This window comes from uncultured Alistipes sp. (assembly GCF_963931675.1).
In the GTDB taxonomy this organism is placed as follows: domain Bacteria; phylum Bacteroidota; class Bacteroidia; order Bacteroidales; family Rikenellaceae; genus Alistipes.
The window spans coordinates 1,628,100-1,645,243 of the sequence record NZ_OZ007039.1 but is presented as its reverse complement, the minus strand read 5'-3'; the positions used below and the strand labels follow the sequence as shown (position 1 = coordinate 1,645,243).

Below are 17,144 nucleotides of genomic sequence, written 5' to 3'. Positions count from 1 at the left end.
TGTGTACCACCGCCGCTTTTCGGACTATATACCACAAAAGAAAAATCCTCGATATTCGATTGAATATCAAGGATTTTCCATCAGTCGGGGTGACTGGATTCGAACCAGCGACCACACGCCCCCCAGACGTTACAAGCAGCCAATAACAATCTATTAACCAGATAATTGCGACGACAGATTATCAGCGGTTTACACGACAGTTTACACGGATGCAAAACCACGGTTGGTTAAACAATAAGTGAATTGAGGAGATATGACATTAAAGAAGGGACAAACTTTTGCAAAGGGGCATATTTGAGCCCCCTTGCAAAGTCTGTCCTTGGAAAAGGTTAATTGCTTTTGTTTCTCCATAGATATTCTCGTGTCATATTACTGTTATTTTGCAGAACGGACTGGTTGTTGATTCTTTGTTTGATTATCCTCATTAATTTTTTGTTTCTGGATCTGATAATATTCATGAACCAGATTTCGATAGCCTAGCGCCTTCATTTCTTCGTAAGTGAATCGGTACCTCCCTTTGGTTCGTTTCTCGGTGGCAATGTAACGCAGGCAGTCCTGCATATAATGGTCAATCAGGGTTAGTGTCCGTGACGTGTTGATGATCGGAAAGAACCAGCGCGACCACGTGAGTTCGTTTTCGGCATCATTGTCATAAAGTTTACGGTTGAACGCCTTTACAAAAGCCCGTGCCGCCTTGTCATTGTCTATACCTTTCCGAGCCTTCCAGCGCAACAGAGCACGACTTTTACGACGCATTTTCATCTTGAGTTTGGAGGCTGAAACCTCCGAGACATCGAACACGCCGTTTTCAAATGAGACCCCCAGAAACGTCCATTTCTGAGAAGGCTCCGTGACGACCTCCTTCTTTTCGTTGATTGTCAGACGATGTGCTTGAAGATAATCGTGGAGATAGTCGATCGCCATCTCGCGCTCTTCGGCAGAAGAGGCAAACAGGATGATGTCGTCCGAATAACGGGCATACAGCATTCCTTGCCGATGGAAGTGCCAGTCCAGATCGTTCAGGTAGAGGTTGGCCAGGAACGAAGCCAGCGGAACTCCCGCCATGATGCCTTTTCGTTCACAAGTGATCTGTCCGTCGGGAAGAACCACTTGGGGATTGGTCAGCAGGTCGGCAATCAGATGGAAGCACTCCGTCTCGTCGGCCATGATCCGTTGCAGTCGGGGTAGCAGCAACTCCACATCGACCGAATTGAAATAGTCGTGAATATCGACCTTGTAGGCAAACTTTGCCGACAGATTCTCGGCTCCTCGCAAAAACTGAATGGCCCGCTTGACCCCGTGTCGGGCCCGAAAGGAGTAGAGATTGGGCGCAAACAACCGATCGTACCGACGAATCAACAGATAGGTCAAGAGTTTCAGCAGGTAATTTTCAGCTGTGGGGCAGGTGTAGACCACCCGTTTCTTGTCGCTGTTTACCTTGCTGATTAACCGTTTCTGCGGTAGCGAGAATCCCTTTGCCCGAATCCGATCAAGAACCTCCAGATAGGCTTTCTCTCCGATAAACTGCTGCAACTCCTTTTCATGCTGTTGTGAAAGGTGCCCCAACTGTTGTTTGTAGGAGAAAAACTCGTTCCATGTCTGCTCGTCGGCAAGCTGTTCAATCAGTGTCATGCGCTGTGTTTGTAAAAAAGTTCGACATGAAGATCCCTGCCCGCGGTAAGGCTCCATGCCGAACTGCCTGAAAGGAAATGTTAAAATCCGAGTGGTATCGGATACGGGACTGTACAGGGGAGGATTACCTGCAAAATCAACTTCTGTCCCCTGCTGAGCCCTTCACAGGTGCAAGGCATCCTTTCAGTGGCGATATTTCAGAACCTCGAAGATATGTTTGAGAATAAAGGCCTGGCACATGGGTGCCTTGGCAGGCTGGGTCGTCATCCAGTCGGCATAGAACCCGTTGGCAAAGATCCGCATGTAGTGAAGTCCCTGTCCTTCGCAAATGGCTTTCGTGGCCCGAACATTCGGGACATTGTAGCCATTCTGGGTTACGATGACCATGGCGACCCTTGGGCGCTCCCACTTGTCGTAAAACAGGAAATGAACAGGCAAAGCATGCGGGTTACAGTCGGGGGCGATGGCCGAGGCTGGCACCATGCAACGAACCGTGGCGGGATCGAAATTTTCGGCAATCATCTCGGCTATCTTTTCCAAGGCATTGGCCATGGCCTGTATGCTGGGTTTGGCATAGGTTCGTTTGGCAGCCTTATGGAATACCGCCAGGCGGAACTGGGAATTAGCGGGAATGTCGATTTCGCTTGCCACCTCCTGTTTGGGAGTCGGTTTGGGTTGTGGCTTTTTGCCCTCGTACTGGGTCAGCCCGTCCTGAATGTGGGAGATGATGTAGGTCTTGCACATTTTGACATCATCGGGATTCATTCGGTCCCCGTCTTGAATCCAGTCCGCATAACAACCGTTTGCATAGACCTTGACGTAGGCAATCTTGTTGGCTTCACAAACCTGTTTGGTCGCCAGAACCGTGCGGCTTTCGGAACCGTATCGGGTCACGATGACAACGGCTACCTTCGGCACATTCCCCTCAAAGATCAGGAAATGGACGGGCAATGCTTCCACGGGAGCCTTTTTGTCAATGGCCGAGGCAGGCACCATGCAACGGATGTGGTAGTTGGCGAAATGCTCGTTGAGCAGTTCGGCAATCTTCCAGGCGGCAATCGCCATATATTTGGTGTTCTGACGTCTGTAACGCGCTTTTGCCGCATCCTTGAACATCCCGACCTGAAAAAACGAGTTCGGATCCACTGCAATCTGTTCGCGGGTTGCGGGAGTCGTGTATTGGTCGTTCTTGTTCCGAAACAGTATATCCCAGAATCCCATTGTGTTTTTTATTTTTAACCTAATCTCAATTACCCCCCCCCTTATCTCAATGAAAAAACGTAATGCCTTTTAAGGATAAGAGCACAGAACTTTTCTATTTCTCTTTTTAATATTTTTTGTATTATCCCAATAAGCCATCTAATTAATGGGTTGATTCTTTGGGTTTCCAGTCTATTGTTATATTGAGATAATAATGTGTTCGTGTTCTCAAAGAGCCAAAGTATAGCTCTTCTTTTTGTCTGATCGTCCATGAAAATTTAAAAGATAATTGAGAATTGGGGAGAGCCCAATAGCAATACCAAAAGGAAGCTCCTTCATATTGCGAGGTTGGATCGCCGAATTTTTCCATATAAACTGTATATATATCCGCAAACCATTGTTCTGGAGTCCTATGCATATCGTCTGTATATACATCGGATAGATGTTTCGTAAAATTATATAGTTTATTATCCTTGAATAATAGCTCGTAGGTTGTTCCTCTAAAACCGTCTAAAACAGTGGACATCTTCGCATATTCTAATTTATTGGGATTATCTGTTGTTACATATTTAAATCCTATTGGTATGTTACTAATGGTTTCTATTCGACTTTTCCCTAAAACGAATCCATCTATATTTTGAGCCCCAATCATGTTGCACATAAGCAAATGGGTAGTGTTTCAAAAAGTGTGTCTGTGCAGGCGCCTTCAGATTCTTCAGATATGCAAATATAGCGATTCTTGATTTAGAACAACACGCCGCGGCGTGTTGTTCATATTTTTGTGTTATAGTCTTCACTCGGGGAATAATTCCCGATCCAGGTCGATCCGCGGCACCGGCCTCAGGTAGGACTTCTTATCCATGGCCGTTTTACCCATCAGCAGCAGTACCGACTCCTCGCTGGGCATGGCTCCCCGCATGCGTGTAACCCGTCGAAAATCCTTCTGCAGACGCTCGATCCAGTTCGTCGTGTAGATCATCGACTGAATCCTTGCCTCGTAATTCAGATAGGTGAAGTAGGCTTTGTAGGCTGGGTCTTCGCCCCGTCGTCGAAAACTGCGATAATCCTGACCCCATTTCTCACAGAGCGCCTGCCATTGTTCCCAGGCTCTCTCCACCGTATAGCTGCGATCCCCCGTACGGAAGACCTGTCGCAGATCCTCGGCCAGCTCGCCCTTGTCGCCGTTGCGCACGCAGCTCAGCAGATTGCGTTTCAGGTGCGTCGTACAGCGTTGTAGCGGGGTTCCGGGAAAGACCGCACTGATGACATCCTCCAGACCCTTCAGCCCGTCGGCACACACCAGGCCGATCTTCCGAACGCCTCGTTCATGCAGTTCTGCGAGCATCTCGCCCCAGCCCAGGGCGCTCTCCGTGGGCTTGTTGAAGATCCCCAGCACTTCACGCCGCTTGTCTTCACGCACAGCTAGCACCACATAGAAAGCTTCTGTTTCTACGCTCCGCTTGCGGTGGATCTTCATGTGTACGCAATCGATGAAGACGATGGGGTAATAAGCCTCCAGAGAGCGCGTGAGCCATTGCGAGACATCTTCTCGGAGGTAGTCCAGCATCCGCGAAATGCTCGCCTTGCTGTAGTGCTCGCCATAGATATCCTGGAATACCTCGCCAACCTGTTCCTGCGTAAGACCTTTCGTATACAGCGTTCCGGCAAGGCGTTCGCATTCATCCTCCTGATGGCGCAGGATCGCCAGAATCCGGGGATGAAAATTCCCGTAGCGATCTCGAGGTATCCGGAACGTCAGCGTACGGCCATGACCGTAACTATGCCCCGGACGGAAACCGTTGCATTTATTTCCTGATGCGGAGTTTTCCCGGAGATATTCCCGGCGTTCCGAGACCATCATACTCTCCAATAAGATCTCCAACAGATCCTGAAGACCATTTTCTCGCTCCGAATGTTTGCATATTAATTCGGAAAGTTGTTCCTTTGTCAACACCATAAGTCTACTCCTTTTTTAGTTTTTTGGGTAATGATGCCAAAAGTGGTTGGTGTCGTATTGGATCAAATGACCAGAATTGTACGATTCTGGTCATTTGCGTTTCTTAATAATTCCATCATTGCTGTTCAGGAAAAGATACCACTTTACAAAGTCCTTAAAATGTTGTTCCGAGAGTCCACGATGGATTCTTAAATTATCCTTCAAGTGACCGAAGAACGACTCAATAGAATTTGAAGATTTAGGTACATTAGGGTATCGCGTGTATGAAAACAGATCGGGTATGGCACGCTTGATATGCGAGACACTTCGATGCAGCATCTTATGCGTAAACTGTAATAGTCAAGACTTGTTCTGACATTTTCTATACTATCGGGCAAAAAAAGTGTCCGATGCCATCTGCGAAGATACGCAACTATTCTCACTCTCACAACCTGGTGAGCCAATAACCTGCTCATCAGGTTGTATTTTCCCTGCATCCTGCAATTGATATCTCCTTGCCACCTCCATTCCTTCGAGGAAAGTCTGCATGGGTGTTTTCCCGAAACAGTATTTCCCGGAGTGCGTCCTTTGCGTGTTATAGGAGTTCATCCAAGTGTCAAGGTCTGCCTGCAGTTGTTCTATCGAGGTGTATATCTTCTTCCTGAAAGCGATGGCGTAGAATTCGTTCTGGACAGTCCTGTTGAAGCGTTCACAGATGCCGTTTGTCTGCGGGCTCTTGGCCTTGATCTTGGAATGGTCTATGTCCTCGATGGCCAGATACAGTTCGTATTCATGTGTTTCCCTGTTTCCGCAGTATTCGGTTCCCCTGTCCGTGAGCATCCTCATCAGTTTCAGGTCATGCTGCTCGAAGAACGGAACCACCCTGTCATTGAGCATGTCCGCCGCCACGAGCGCGTTCTTCCTGTCGTAAAGTTTGGCGAATCCGATTTTGGAATAGGTGTCGATGACCGTCTGCTGGTAAATGTGCCCCACGCCTTTGATATACCCTACATAATAGGTGTCCTGCGCCACAAGGAAGCCTGGATAATAAGTCTCTATTTCCCCGTGTGCCTGTTTCTCCGCCTTGGCTTTTTCCAGCGCGGCCACCTGGTTCTCGTCAAGCACGATGCCTTCCTGCTCCACCTTGGTCGAAAGTGCCTTCAGGCGTTTCTGGAAGGTCTCCATGTCATGCCTGAGCCAGATGGAGCGCACTCCTCCGGGAGATACGAGTATGCCTTTCTTGCGCAGCTCGTTGGATACGCGTACTTGTCCCAAAGCCGGGTTGGCTATGGCCATCTGCACTACAGCCTGCTCTATGCGCTCCTCCACGCGGTTCTTTATCACCGGCTTTTTACGGGAAATCTCCTGCAGGGCCAGTTCTCCGCCCTGCTCGTACAGTTCCTTGAAACGATAAAAACTGTCACGGCTGTATCCCATAATCTTGCAGGCTCGTGACACGTTTCCCAACTGTTGGGACAGCTCAAGCAGTCCCAGTTTGTTCTTGATGACTTTTTCTGATGTGGTCATAACTTAATCTGCTTTTATGTTACAAATCTACTCTTTTTATGCGTAACTGTCAGATTAAGTCTTGACTAATTCACGTAAACCACCATCTTCCCGACAGCTCATCTACGGTTTTTTCATTGATAAATGGTTCGTGTCGCCGATACCAGTCAATAAAAGCCCGTATCCATAACTGTGCCTCATCATGTGTTTGTACTCCATTTAACAAGTGCACCAGTTCGAGGAGTTCCTGTGCCGCTACGGTCTGTGGTTTGCGTGTAATCCACGTCTCTATCTCTCGCGCTACATGTACCGTACAACGCTGCAAGATCGCCTCCGGACACACTTCCCGCACCGCTTTTATGATATTGGGAGATCCATCACAGGTGACACTCTCAATTTGAATGCCGACATCGCGTATAGCCGTTAGGTCTGCTTTCAAATCCCGCAGCGTTTCACTCCTGGTTATGCGATAGAGGAGGGTCATCTTGATGTTGTGATCCCGATATACAACCAGACAAATCTTATTTGAGAAGTAGGTGCCGTCGATCAGAAGATTTACCTTCTCGCGTCGCTGTATCTGCCATAAAGGGCACTGGGGCAAGAGCCGATAGAAGTATCTTTTTAGGGTGCGTTCGCTGTATCCGCTCTCACTCGCAAGGTCACAAATACGCTGTTTACCGCGAACCCAACGCGCGAACCATATAAACTTGTTTTTATCGGAAATCCAGTCTCGACGATCCGTAAAATAGCTGCCACAATTCTTACAATAATAGCGGCTGCAACCGCTACGAGTACCCCATTTTATTGTCTCTAAAAAGCCACAATGAGGACAGCGTATTTTTCGTTTTTTTGACATAAAAATAGAGATTAGTAGAAACCCGTTTCTACTAATCTCTATTTTATCCTTATAACTACCAAATATTATGTCGGTTACATTTTATACCACCAACCACTTTTGGCATCATTACCGTTTTTTGTTGATTCCCTGTACAAATCTAAAAAATCTGTAGACTTTTTTATTTACCCCCCCCCTAGACACACTCTTTGAAACAGTATCAACAAATGAGCTAATAATAGTATCTTTTTCATAGTCAAGAAAGAAAACTTTTGATATTCTACGATCTTTTAACTGTAAATAAATGAGATATATAAGAAATGTTCCGCTGCTGATCCCGTATAAGACATATTTAATTATAGGGGGGCTCTATTAAATATCCCTATAAATACAGCATCCAATATATTGCTAATTAACTGTTTCATGGCAGAAATTAATTACGGGAAGCTCGGAAATAATCAACAGTCCAATTCGGATTTTCATATCTGGTGTATTTAACTCGTACCCGAATATGGATCAAGCCTCCATTATCACTGATATTTCCTGTAACGATGTTATAATTATAATATGCTGATTGTATTTCGGTTGGAATAGGTTTATTGTATTCTACGAATCTCATACCGCTGGATCCGACATCGCTAGCTTCCCTTCCTTCCAACGTTGTTGATTGAATTGTATATCCTTTATTTCGAGTAAAGTTTTTAGCAAAGTTTCTGGCTGTTGCTTCGTTCTGATCTAACCATTTCCTATCTCTTTCTGCTATCTTTCGATTGTATTCTGTCCTCATTTGTTCAGTCTTAGCTTTTTCGTTTTTCTCTTTATTTGCTGGGAGCAGATCACAGCTATTTAAGAGGAGACTTACGCTGCAAATGCAAATGAAAAATGCAGTAAAGAATAATTTTTTCATGGTGTTAAATATTTGATTCTAATATAATTATAGAGGTTGTGGGAAAATGCTATCTTCGTATTTACGAAAACGTAACATTTGCTTGATAGATCTCATTACATGTATAAGTGTATACTAAAACAACTCCATTTTCTGTACCTTTTATTATAATAATTGTAGCCATATTACCTCTCCGAAATAATGTTGCAGTAGTCAAATCTTCATAAGTGAATTCTACTCCTTCCCCATAATTATTAACTCTAATATTTCGTGATTTAACATATTCTTTGGTCTTGGTAAAGCTGTTTCCGCTTGAAAAAAATTCCTCTCGTGTGGTGTTTAAGTAAAAGCATGTATTGTGAGTTTCTTTTTTTATACCAATGCATATCATATTACCCGATTTGTCTGGTGCATATGTTTCTATGGTATATTTTGAGGAATTAAAACATGTATAATTCTGGGCATTTACTATTCCGCATAAAAAGATAAATCCGAAAAGAAAAATTAATTTTTTCATAATATAACAATTGATATAGTAATTCAACGAATTGTAATTCTAAGCATGATTTCAGTCTTTCTGTCTAGTTCTTTGCGTAAGGCTTATTTTGAGATCCAATGAACATTATTTTCTCTTTGTTTCTTTTGATTAGTAATCTCTATAGGTGTGTTTATTACTGTCCTCTGTCTTCTTGAATGATTACAGGGATAATTTATTGTTCTCAACATCAATTAAGTCGGCATGGTACTCTGTTTAGGTACAAGGTTTTTTATGAGCATAACACAATAAGTTTCTTACCGTACCAACTCCTGCTGCGGTGGGTTATAAGCAAAAAGAAAGTGTGGAGTTGTTCGTTTATCTGAAGATAGGCATTTGGCGTGGCCCGAGAACAAATAAACAATACCCCACACCGAATAAGTATATATCAGAACGATATATGCCTATACACGGTGATGAGTGTCTGTATTGCCTATCCTTGTTCTCTAAAATCGCCAAATTTCATCTTCAAGGATTAGCGAAACACTTTCACTAAATCAATATGTTACTATCCGTATGGGACAGCGACACAAAGTTAGGAAATGTTTTTTCAATACGCAACACTCTGCTGGGGTATTGTAACGCAAATTTCGCCAAAACAAAGCTGTAATCCAATAGCAATTCGAGTGGAAAGTAAACTTTGTTCTTCTGAATTTGGGCAGATCTGCACGAATTTCAACTTTACGCCTGCATAAACCCTGAAATTCTGCTTTTCAGAACCCTGAAAACCACGGATTCCGACTTTACGTCAGCATAAATTCCATATCCGTAAGTTGCAGACTTTGCAGCGAATCGTAATATGTAGATTATGAATAATATAAACCCGTTGGCGGAATTAAATTGATAAAAGATTTATGAATAAAAAGTTGTGCATGTTGTTGATATTTGGTAAATTAAAGGTGCCCAAACTTTTAATAGACAAATATCGTATGCACAACCTATATGCAATATTCGCAAAATTTCTGAACATATGCAAGCAAGTGTCAAGTAATTTGGTAAATGAATCAGGTAATACCCGTTGGCGGAATTAAAGGCATAAAACTTTTATGAAGAAAAAGTTGCGCATATTATTGGTGTTTAGTAAATTAGAGGTGTCTAAACATCTGATTTACATACACCGTATGCACAACTTATACGCAATATTCGCAAAATTTCTGGACATCTGCAAACAAAAAGCAGGAAATTTAGTCAATGAACAAGGGAATGTGCCCCGTCCGGGTGTTGTCCCCAAGTTTTCCGACCTTGAGGTGGTCGCTCTGAGCATGGCATCCGAAGCGGTCGGAATAGACAGCGAGTCCCTGTTGTTTTCCAGATTGAAGGAATACGGGGACAAAATGCCGAACCTTATATCCCGGAGGCAATACAACGACAGGCGCAAGTTTACGGCACAGCTCTGCAGGCTCATCCGGGAGAGAATCGCCAATGAGATGGATGGCGGCGAAGATTATTTCTGCATTGACTCCAAGCCGGTAGAGGTATGTCGGATAGCACGCGCCAAGCGTTGTACGATGGGCGGGAATGACTACCGGAAAGCCCCGTCCTACGGATATTGTGCCTCACAAGGTACATATTACTATGGGTATAAGCTGCACGCCGTCTGCGGGTTGAGCGGGGTCATACACTCTTTCGACCTGACGAAGGCGGGCGTGCATGACATCAATTACCTGAAGGATGTCAAGGTCGATTATTCCAACTGCACTGTGATTGGAGACAGGGGCTATATCAGTGCCGATGTGCAACTGGACCTTTTTGAGACGGCCCATATTCGTTTGAAAGTGCCTTACCGGAGAAACCAAAGGGACTGGAAACCTGTCTTCCATCCATTTGCCAAAGCCAGGAAAAGGATAGAACCCTTGTTCTCACAGCTATGTGACCAGTTTATGCTCATACGCAATTATGCGAAAGACACGGATGGGTTGTTCGCCCGGATTATCGGGAAAATCAGCGCACTTACAATCCTACAATACATTAACTACAAAAACAACAAGCCCATTGGAAGAGTCAAGTATGCGCTGACTTAATTCCGCCAACGGGTTAATATAACTGTCTCGCTATATATTAGTGCGCTTTGTTTTGTTGTAAAAGAGAATACCCCTGCCGTCACAGGACAGCAAGGGTATTCTACTCTGTAAAGCGCTATTCCACAAACCAACTGTACTCGGAATCTCCCTCCAAGGCCCGTCCGATTCCTGCAATCAACTGCGTTGCATTCAGCGAACGGTCGAGGAATGTGTCGATGTAGCTGGACTTGTTGGCTCCCGTAAAGAGGTTGTAGAGCTTCCACAAGTCAATCTCGGGATTGTCCCCTCTGGAAAAGTTCTCGTCCATGTAGTAGGCCTTTGCCACGGCATTGACGTGACAGTCGGTAAACTCCATGGCAGGCAATGCCTTTCGCTCGGCTGTGGGCAGGTATTGATACAATCGAGCCTTTCCGATGAGTTGCGCAAACTGGTGTTCACTGATCGATTGCCGCTGTAATGCAGCCATCTGCCGAATATGCCGTTCGGCATCGTACTGCTGGAACAACTGCAACGAAGCCTTAAACAACTCCTGTACGCTCATCGCCCGCAACTCCCGCTTGAATCCGTCGGTCGATACACAGAGGTTGCAGCAGACAAGGTTCTTGAATCCGATGAAGACCTTGAACTTCTCGGCCGTCTTTTTCGAATAGAGATTTTCGTGGTTATAGGCCCTTACCCCTCCGATCGAAAGATTCAACCGATTGCCTGCCACCTCCTCGTAAATCGAGGGAATCTCGAAGCAGAAGGCCATGCGTTCGTAATAGATGGTCTTGTCCGTCTCCAGGAGCTGGTTCACGGGCTTGTGGATAGCCTCGGGAATCCGTCCCTTGATGATATGCGAAACGACAATATCGGGTGTGTCGATGGCTTCTTGTGGAAACATACGGTGGGCAGCACCTAACACTGTTTCAATAAAACTCTGGTGGGAGATCGTTACCTCGTTGTCCTTGCTGAATACGGGAACGACACAATCGTTTTTTAGATGGGCCATATCGACAGGCTTGGTGTTGGCCTCGATAAAGTGACGGGTACGCGGTATAGTCCCCAACGATACAATCGGCGTTACGGAACGCTCCTCTACGATGGTTGCCTCCTTCACGGGTAGATTCAACCCTACGGCAAACTCGGGATTAGGCTGAAAGGCTGGAAGCATGGCTGTGGAGGTTTTGCGTGGAAGGATTCTGTTGCGTGGACTGTGCCATGTTGCACCATTTGAGGATGGCCTGACCGACAGCAGGAGTTATCGTGAACTCGGGACGCCCTGTAAAGAGCCCCGTTCGGTCTTTGGAGGTGGTGGCCTTGTGGTTCATGGCGATGTCCAGCACGGCGGTGAACTCATAGTCCACGTTGTCGCGCTGTACGGCCTTCAATCCCACCTTCTCGGGGACCATCTTGCCGTTCTTGTCCGAGAGGACATAATCCTGCTTGGAACGCATGGTGCAGATGATGTGGCACGAGGAGTTGAGAATGCGTTGGATGAAGGCATTCTGACGGGGTGTGACCCTGGCCCAGTTGGCAAAGGAGTTTCCCTGCAGGTTGGCGTGGAAATCGAGCAGATAGTCCCAGCAATGGGAGATGCTGTCGATGACGATGACCTCGGCCCCTGCCTGTTCACAGATACCGATGGCCTCGATGTAGGTCTCGGGAGAGTAGTCGGGCAGGGTGAGGACCTGATAACTGCCCAGATGGGCATAGAGATCGGCCGAGCCGTTCTCGGAATCGATGACGGCAACACGGGACCAGTCGGAGGTCATGCCGTAAGCGATGAGGAGCGAGGAGTAGGTCTTTCCCGACCCCGAGGCTCCAGCCAGAGCGAGCCGCATTTTGGCTGCACGGCGCATGGATGGACGTAATTGCATAAAGCTACAAATTAGATGATGAATAAATAAATACACTCATCATCTGTCTGTTGCTTTTGTTGTTAGTCTGGAAAAATTCCCGATAATCGGCCAGAAAAAATCCCTCCCCGAGATTCGTTTTACAAGCCGAACAGGGGGAGGGGTGTTTTACGGGGTATTTGTAGGAGAACAGAATATGTTAAGGAGTTACTAATGGTTGACAATAGCATTTATTAACAACTCTGTCTCGCATTAATGTCATATCCTTAAAGTCTCGGGATATATTTTGAACAATATCAATGTAATTATCTGTTCCATCTTCTCTTAGGTAGTAATATGGCTTTATTGATAAGCAGTTTTTATGTTCAAAAAGGGTATTTAATAAGGTCCGATCAGAGTTGCCACAAGAGTGCCCCATTATATATATCTGATAAGGTGCAGAATCTATGAATCCCAAGAGTCTCCGATAATTATCAGTTTCAAGATAACGAATTGATTTGATGTTTTCTAAATAGGCATTGTTATTCAGATCGACTATTTTTTTATAATCTTCGTGCATTTCATCGCCATATCCAAAAATAATTGGATTGTTCTTATCATCTAATTCTCCGTGAATATGTATCAATTCGCACTTTGGGTAATGGTCTGATTTTACATATAATTTTTTAGCAGTATTTGTATAATTAAAATTAAGCAGAAGTATTTGGTTAGGAATAAGGAAATCCTTTAGCTGTCCTTTGTTTATTTTATTTTCCACCATTACACGAAATGAATCCTCTCTTGTCCCCAAAATCTCATATTCTGGGTGAATTCTCAATTCGTCTTCTATCTCTCCTAGACACATTCCTCCAGGGGAATTAAATAATTGAGATGAAATATCTTCCAAAAATAAATCTTGGCCACTTTTGGATATGTCTTGTTGATTAATAGACTCAAATATTATTTTATTGATCCCTTCGTTGAAAAGCTCATCCGAAATCTTTTCTTCTTGAATTTTGCGCAGATACTCTATTAATAAGTTTTGGATACTATGAAAGTCTATATTTAGCTCTTTTGCGGATTTATAGCCTAAATCTCGTTCTTGATCTATTAGCCTATTTAATGATTGAAAATATTCGTTCTCAATGTCTACCCAATTCTCCAACGAGGCTTGCGCTGATATGTGTTTCCAAAACGGATTCTTAAATGTTAATTGGAGAGATTCTGTAAATCTTCCAACTTGATTGTAATCATTAATGAATCGACACCACTCATTAAATGCATTTTGTTCATTATCTGTGACTGTGAATTCTGTGATTTCGTCACTCCCTTTATTTATTACTTTAAGGTCAGCAAAATTGTCCGAGTATGACTTAATGGGAGCAACTCCGAAATGCTTTAATAGGTATTGAGCGTATCCATTGAGTACATGACAGTGGAAATCCTCCCAGTAATTATTTATGAAATCGACATAGCCAGTAGGCAAGCCATGAGCTAAATCAAAACCATTCCCGATTAATACTATTCTGTTCATAATCTGCCTTTTTTACAAAGTTAATCGAAAAATTATCTTTTGAGGGTATAAAAACATTCACTCAAATTATATTTCTAAAACTTAAACCCTCCAAACTCCTCTTGGCTCTGTTTGTGCTGCTTCGTCACCTCCCGATACTGTTCCTGCATATCGAGTACCTTTATAAAGTAGGGGATGGAGACCTTCTCGGGTAGTTGCGTGCAACGCTTGTTGAGTTGGTAGGTCAGACTTATTGGCTCCGTATTCGGAATGCCAACGGCATTGTACTTGGTAAGCAGTACCGATAATGCCACCTTGTTTCGTCTGGGTGCTGCTACCCCTTTGGCTTTACAGAAATCGCATAGCTCCTTATAAATGGCGGCCTCCGTTTGCTTAATGGCTGGTTGGATAAAGCAATCCGTCGTCAGTTCATAGCCCTTTGCCTGTGGCTTTATAAGTCCAGCTTGTCGGCACTCTTCCAATAAAGCCGAAACGGTATTGCGAGACAGACCGAGTGTCTGGGCAATCTGGCTCTTGCTTCATTGGATGGTATTTGTGTTGTTCAGGCAGATGGCCTTTAACAAGAGTAGGAATCCCGCCATCTTTGCGGAATAATTCCTTGTAAAGAAGCCATTATTCAGCAGGAAGAAATCCTTCTCGACAGGCTTTATCTGGTAACTGTTCCGCTTGATAAATCCTCGGACGGCATCTTCCTTAATGGCTGTCTGCACAGTAAGACAGCCTGCCTCTTTGAGCCGTTTGATAACACGGCGGATGGTTCTTTCATCCAGCCCTGTAAGGAGGGCCAGTTTTTCTTCGGTAATGTGAGAAATATTTGTCTGGTGGTCGGAGCAGCATTTGATGGTTGCTCATACATAAACATCGACAGGTTTACTGTTGCCTGTCTGAAACGTGACGATCGATTTGGGTATAGCAGTATAATTCATCGTTAGCAATGGAATTTTGAGGGTTAGTAAATAGAATCTCTTTTAAATGCAGCAGTTTTCGGAAACGGGCTACGCCATAGTGTTCTTTCGCCTGCTTGCGGTTCTCGAATCACTTGCGGTCTTTGATGTGGTAGTACATGGTCGGAACGACTTTATTAGGTAGTGTATAAGTAGGTAGTGTATATATAGGACACTTTTGAGCAGTTATCATAGGACAGTTTTAAGCAACTGCCTGCCTACTATCTTTTTATAGGGAATCTTCATTTCGCACTCAAAAATATGCGACTATCGATCAAAGATAAGGACAGCATATGATGCCGCCCTTATCAATCCTAATATCATATTCTTTATGGAAGAAACAAGAATTAACCTATCTGTATAGGATATACAAAGGTAATAAAAATTTAATCAAAAGTCAAATAATTTGATATGTATTTTTTATGACCCAGACTTTTAGTATTTATGATGCTTTGGATTGGATGATATCCACTCTTTAGGAACATCTACTCCATAAGGTATATCTTCGTGAATAAATCTTGGTTCCCACATTTCCTCTCCATTTTTATTTTTGGTTTTAATAGAATCTAAAAACTTATTCAGTTCCTTATCTTTTAGCTCGTCTGATAAAAGATAAATATAACAGTCAGGAATGTGTTGATTCCCAGGGGTACAATCGACATAACACTTATATTTATTTGAATAAATAAAGCTATGGTGAACAGCCATTACCGTTGGCTCTTTAGACATAATTAAGGCTATATTAGATATAACTATTCCCTCGCAATAGTTGCAACATTCTCCGAATGTTCCTAATAAGTTGTTAAGGCTGCAAATGAAGAGAGCATTGCTGCTGCATGTCCCAGGAGTTACCCAACTCCATATTATTAGATTTTCTGTTGCAGGAACGTCGGCAATCATTTTGGCTTTGTACTCATCCAGATCAATTACATGGTAAGCCCTATTATAGGCCTTACATGTGTCTTTGTAGTAGTTCTTGGTTTTCATAAATATTAAGTTTTAGGGTGTCGGAATCACCTGTTATCATAAAGATACAAAAAATGAGGACAAAATTGACATAGGGATTAAATCTATATTCTTTGTTAATACCTCTCTTATCAATTGAGTTGTATGACTAGTGAGTATTTGAACCACTTGCAATTGCGGAACGACTAATTTATAGGATAGTTTTGAGTAAATCTCTATCTCTCCATTTAAAAGCCTATAAACATAGAGCAAAGATTTGGACCGCAAAAAAAGTTGTCCTTATCTTGGCACTATAACTTATATGCAAAGGCATAAAGTTCCTATTAAATCACATATTTAACAGGACGTTGTTCAAAGAACTTTACAGGAAAAATCGTTATCTTTGGGAATAACCCCAATTTGAAAATTATGAGCCTCGTATCATTTCCGCTTGATTTCATCAAGCAAGCCTTTCCTTATCTTGAAAAATACTATGAATTTTCGTGCTGGAGCATCAACGAAAATCTTGAAAGAGCTTGTTACGATAATGATTTAGTGGTCGATGTACTGCCGAAATATTGGGAATCCCGTACTTTCGATGTTTTCCCAGAGGATCTGAAAATCATTTTCGATATGCCGCATTACGAAAAATTGTTGGAGCTACAGAATAAATATCCCACGCTTTTAGACGAGGACCACCTACCTTTCTATGTTCTCATGCTTGCCCCTTACGTGAATCCCGTTTTACACCCCTATACAGAAGAAGAAATTGCGGCATTGGAAGACGCAGAACGGAGTAAAGATATTGCCAACGTCTATCGTTTCCTGAAAACCATTCAGGCCGATGGATTCAATCCCAACCAGAGATTTTTACTTACGGCCAACGGGCAGGGAAGTGTTTCCATATCCAATTCCCAGAATTGGTTGGTGGAGATGATCGAGAAGGCATATTTGAAAAATCCGTTTCCGTTGGATAAATTATTGCCTGTTGACGTCCAACTGCCCAAGAGACGACCGACCTTCATGAATTTTCTTGGGTACAATACGCTTCTCTTTCTCCATGGAGTCCTCCATATTGAGTCCTTCGTTCCTCAGGAACTGTGCCAGTTCATTTGCGATTATCTGACAGCTTGCTCTGACAATGTGTCAAAGCAGGACCTGTCCTATAAAAACACATATGATATGCTTCAAAATTGTAAAAAAACCTATAAAGGTAATCCTATCCCCATTTCATGGGTAAAAGAGTAAAATGTATTTTAGATGTGATTGACGGTCGAAAGCACATAATTAACTGAAAAACAGATTGGTATAAATTTAGCAGGTGTTAATAGTGAAAACGCGAACACAGGTTCC

At 43.6% G+C, this 17,144-nt stretch carries 16 protein-coding genes and 1 pseudogene; 3 read left to right on the top strand and 14 right to left on the bottom strand.

Annotated elements, in window-relative coordinates; translation table 11 throughout:
* Positions 1-375: 375 nt before the first annotated feature.
* From ABGT65_RS06995 to ABGT65_RS06955, 9 genes are all read right to left on the bottom strand, one after another.
* Complete coding sequence (locus ABGT65_RS06995) at positions 376-1,632, bottom strand: reverse transcriptase domain-containing protein (protein ID WP_346700846.1); 1,257 nt, start codon at positions 1,630-1,632, stop codon at positions 376-378.
* Positions 1,633-1,815: 183 nt separating this feature from the next.
* A complete protein-coding gene (locus ABGT65_RS06990; RefSeq protein ID WP_346700844.1) occupies positions 1,816-2,853 on the bottom strand; it encodes a hypothetical protein in 1,038 nt (345 codons plus the stop codon).
* A 142-nt stretch (positions 2,854-2,995) separates the two neighbouring features.
* The gene (locus ABGT65_RS06985; protein WP_346700842.1) at positions 2,996-3,493 is read right to left on the bottom strand and encodes a hypothetical protein; all 498 of its coding nucleotides are present in this window, start codon (positions 3,491-3,493) and stop codon (positions 2,996-2,998) included.
* Positions 3,494-3,625: 132 nt separating this feature from the next.
* A complete protein-coding gene (locus ABGT65_RS06980; RefSeq protein WP_346700840.1) occupies positions 3,626-4,789 on the bottom strand; it encodes an IS256 family transposase in 1,164 nt (387 codons plus the stop codon).
* Positions 4,790-4,879: 90 nt separating this feature from the next.
* The gene (locus ABGT65_RS06975; protein ID WP_346700838.1) at positions 4,880-5,107 is read right to left on the bottom strand and encodes a hypothetical protein; all 228 of its coding nucleotides are present in this window, start codon (positions 5,105-5,107) and stop codon (positions 4,880-4,882) included.
* 48 nt (positions 5,108-5,155) lie between these two features.
* Positions 5,156-6,295, bottom strand: coding sequence for an IS481 family transposase (locus ABGT65_RS06970; protein WP_346699178.1), 1,140 nt, complete (start codon positions 6,293-6,295; stop codon positions 5,156-5,158).
* Positions 6,296-6,365: 70 nt separating this feature from the next.
* A complete protein-coding gene (locus ABGT65_RS06965) occupies positions 6,366-7,130 on the bottom strand; it encodes a transposase (protein WP_346700837.1) in 765 nt (254 codons plus the stop codon).
* A gap of 412 nt (positions 7,131-7,542) precedes the next feature.
* Positions 7,543-8,016, bottom strand: a complete 474-nt coding sequence (locus tag ABGT65_RS06960; RefSeq protein WP_346700835.1) for a hypothetical protein — start codon at positions 8,014-8,016, stop codon at positions 7,543-7,545.
* Between the two features lie 61 nt (positions 8,017-8,077).
* Entirely contained in the window at positions 8,078-8,512 is a 435-nt protein-coding gene (locus tag ABGT65_RS06955; protein ID WP_346700834.1) for a hypothetical protein, read from the bottom strand.
* Positions 8,513-9,384: 872 nt separating this feature from the next.
* Here ABGT65_RS06955 and ABGT65_RS06950 point away from each other — a divergent pair.
* Both ABGT65_RS06950 and ABGT65_RS06945 read left to right on the top strand, forming a co-directional pair.
* A pseudogene (locus ABGT65_RS06950) lies at positions 9,385-9,543 on the top strand (IS982 family transposase); the annotation flags it as partial.
* A gap of 33 nt (positions 9,544-9,576) precedes the next feature.
* A complete protein-coding gene (locus tag ABGT65_RS06945; RefSeq protein WP_346700832.1) occupies positions 9,577-10,551 on the top strand; it encodes an IS982 family transposase in 975 nt (324 codons plus the stop codon).
* Positions 10,552-10,666: 115 nt separating this feature from the next.
* On the opposite strand, the gene ABGT65_RS06940 is transcribed toward ABGT65_RS06945, so the two are convergent.
* From ABGT65_RS06940 to ABGT65_RS06920, 5 genes are all read right to left on the bottom strand, one after another.
* A complete protein-coding gene (locus ABGT65_RS06940) occupies positions 10,667-11,704 on the bottom strand; it encodes a DUF3871 family protein (RefSeq protein WP_346700830.1) in 1,038 nt (345 codons plus the stop codon).
* A complete protein-coding gene (locus tag ABGT65_RS06935; protein ID WP_346700829.1) occupies positions 11,682-12,410 on the bottom strand; it encodes an ATP-binding protein in 729 nt (242 codons plus the stop codon). Before ABGT65_RS06935 ends, ABGT65_RS06940 begins: the two co-directional genes overlap by 23 nt.
* Before the next feature lie 178 nt (positions 12,411-12,588).
* Complete coding sequence (locus ABGT65_RS06930) at positions 12,589-13,902, bottom strand: AbiH family protein (RefSeq protein ID WP_346700827.1); 1,314 nt, start codon at positions 13,900-13,902, stop codon at positions 12,589-12,591.
* A gap of 74 nt (positions 13,903-13,976) precedes the next feature.
* Positions 13,977-14,195, bottom strand: coding sequence for a hypothetical protein (locus ABGT65_RS06925; protein WP_346700826.1), 219 nt, complete (start codon positions 14,193-14,195; stop codon positions 13,977-13,979).
* Positions 14,196-15,281: 1,086 nt separating this feature from the next.
* On the bottom strand, positions 15,282-15,833 hold the full coding sequence (locus tag ABGT65_RS06920; protein WP_346700825.1) for a hypothetical protein: 552 nt from the start codon (positions 15,831-15,833) through the stop codon (positions 15,282-15,284).
* 387 nt (positions 15,834-16,220) lie between these two features.
* Between ABGT65_RS06920 and ABGT65_RS06915 the strand changes: the two genes are divergently transcribed.
* Positions 16,221-17,039, top strand: a complete 819-nt coding sequence (locus ABGT65_RS06915) for a hypothetical protein (RefSeq protein WP_296114342.1) — start codon at positions 16,221-16,223, stop codon at positions 17,037-17,039.
* Positions 17,040-17,144 lie beyond the last annotated feature (105 nt).

What these genes read in the sequence shown, in the direction of transcription:
- ABGT65_RS06940 (WP_346700830.1), bottom strand. Translation starts at nt 11,704, where the DNA reads ATGCTTCCAGCCTTTCAGCCTAATCCCGAGTTTGCCGTAGGGTTGAAT.
- ABGT65_RS06920 (WP_346700825.1), bottom strand. Translation starts at nt 15,833, where the DNA reads ATGAAAACCAAGAACTACTACAAAGACACATGTAAGGCCTATAATAGG.
- ABGT65_RS06960 (WP_346700835.1), bottom strand. Translation starts at nt 8,016, where the DNA reads ATGAAAAAATTATTCTTTACTGCATTTTTCATTTGCATTTGCAGCGTA.
- ABGT65_RS06970 (WP_346699178.1), bottom strand. Translation starts at nt 6,295, where the DNA reads ATGACCACATCAGAAAAAGTCATCAAGAACAAACTGGGACTGCTTGAG.
- ABGT65_RS06975 (WP_346700838.1), bottom strand. Translation starts at nt 5,107, where the DNA reads ATGCTGCATCGAAGTGTCTCGCATATCAAGCGTGCCATACCCGATCTG.
- ABGT65_RS06995 (WP_346700846.1), bottom strand. Translation starts at nt 1,632, where the DNA reads ATGACACTGATTGAACAGCTTGCCGACGAGCAGACATGGAACGAGTTT.
- ABGT65_RS06990 (WP_346700844.1), bottom strand. Translation starts at nt 2,853, where the DNA reads ATGGGATTCTGGGATATACTGTTTCGGAACAAGAACGACCAATACACG.
- ABGT65_RS06980 (WP_346700840.1), bottom strand. Translation starts at nt 4,789, where the DNA reads ATGGTGTTGACAAAGGAACAACTTTCCGAATTAATATGCAAACATTCG.
- ABGT65_RS06915 (WP_296114342.1), top strand. Translation starts at nt 16,221, where the DNA reads ATGAGCCTCGTATCATTTCCGCTTGATTTCATCAAGCAAGCCTTTCCT.
- ABGT65_RS06930 (WP_346700827.1), bottom strand. Translation starts at nt 13,902, where the DNA reads ATGAACAGAATAGTATTAATCGGGAATGGTTTTGATTTAGCTCATGGC.
- ABGT65_RS06985 (WP_346700842.1), bottom strand. Translation starts at nt 3,493, where the DNA reads ATGTGCAACATGATTGGGGCTCAAAATATAGATGGATTCGTTTTAGGG.
- ABGT65_RS06945 (WP_346700832.1), top strand. Translation starts at nt 9,577, where the DNA reads ATGAAGAAAAAGTTGCGCATATTATTGGTGTTTAGTAAATTAGAGGTG.
- ABGT65_RS06955 (WP_346700834.1), bottom strand. Translation starts at nt 8,512, where the DNA reads ATGAAAAAATTAATTTTTCTTTTCGGATTTATCTTTTTATGCGGAATA.
- ABGT65_RS06935 (WP_346700829.1), bottom strand. Translation starts at nt 12,410, where the DNA reads ATGCAATTACGTCCATCCATGCGCCGTGCAGCCAAAATGCGGCTCGCT.
- ABGT65_RS06965 (WP_346700837.1), bottom strand. Translation starts at nt 7,130, where the DNA reads ATGTCAAAAAAACGAAAAATACGCTGTCCTCATTGTGGCTTTTTAGAG.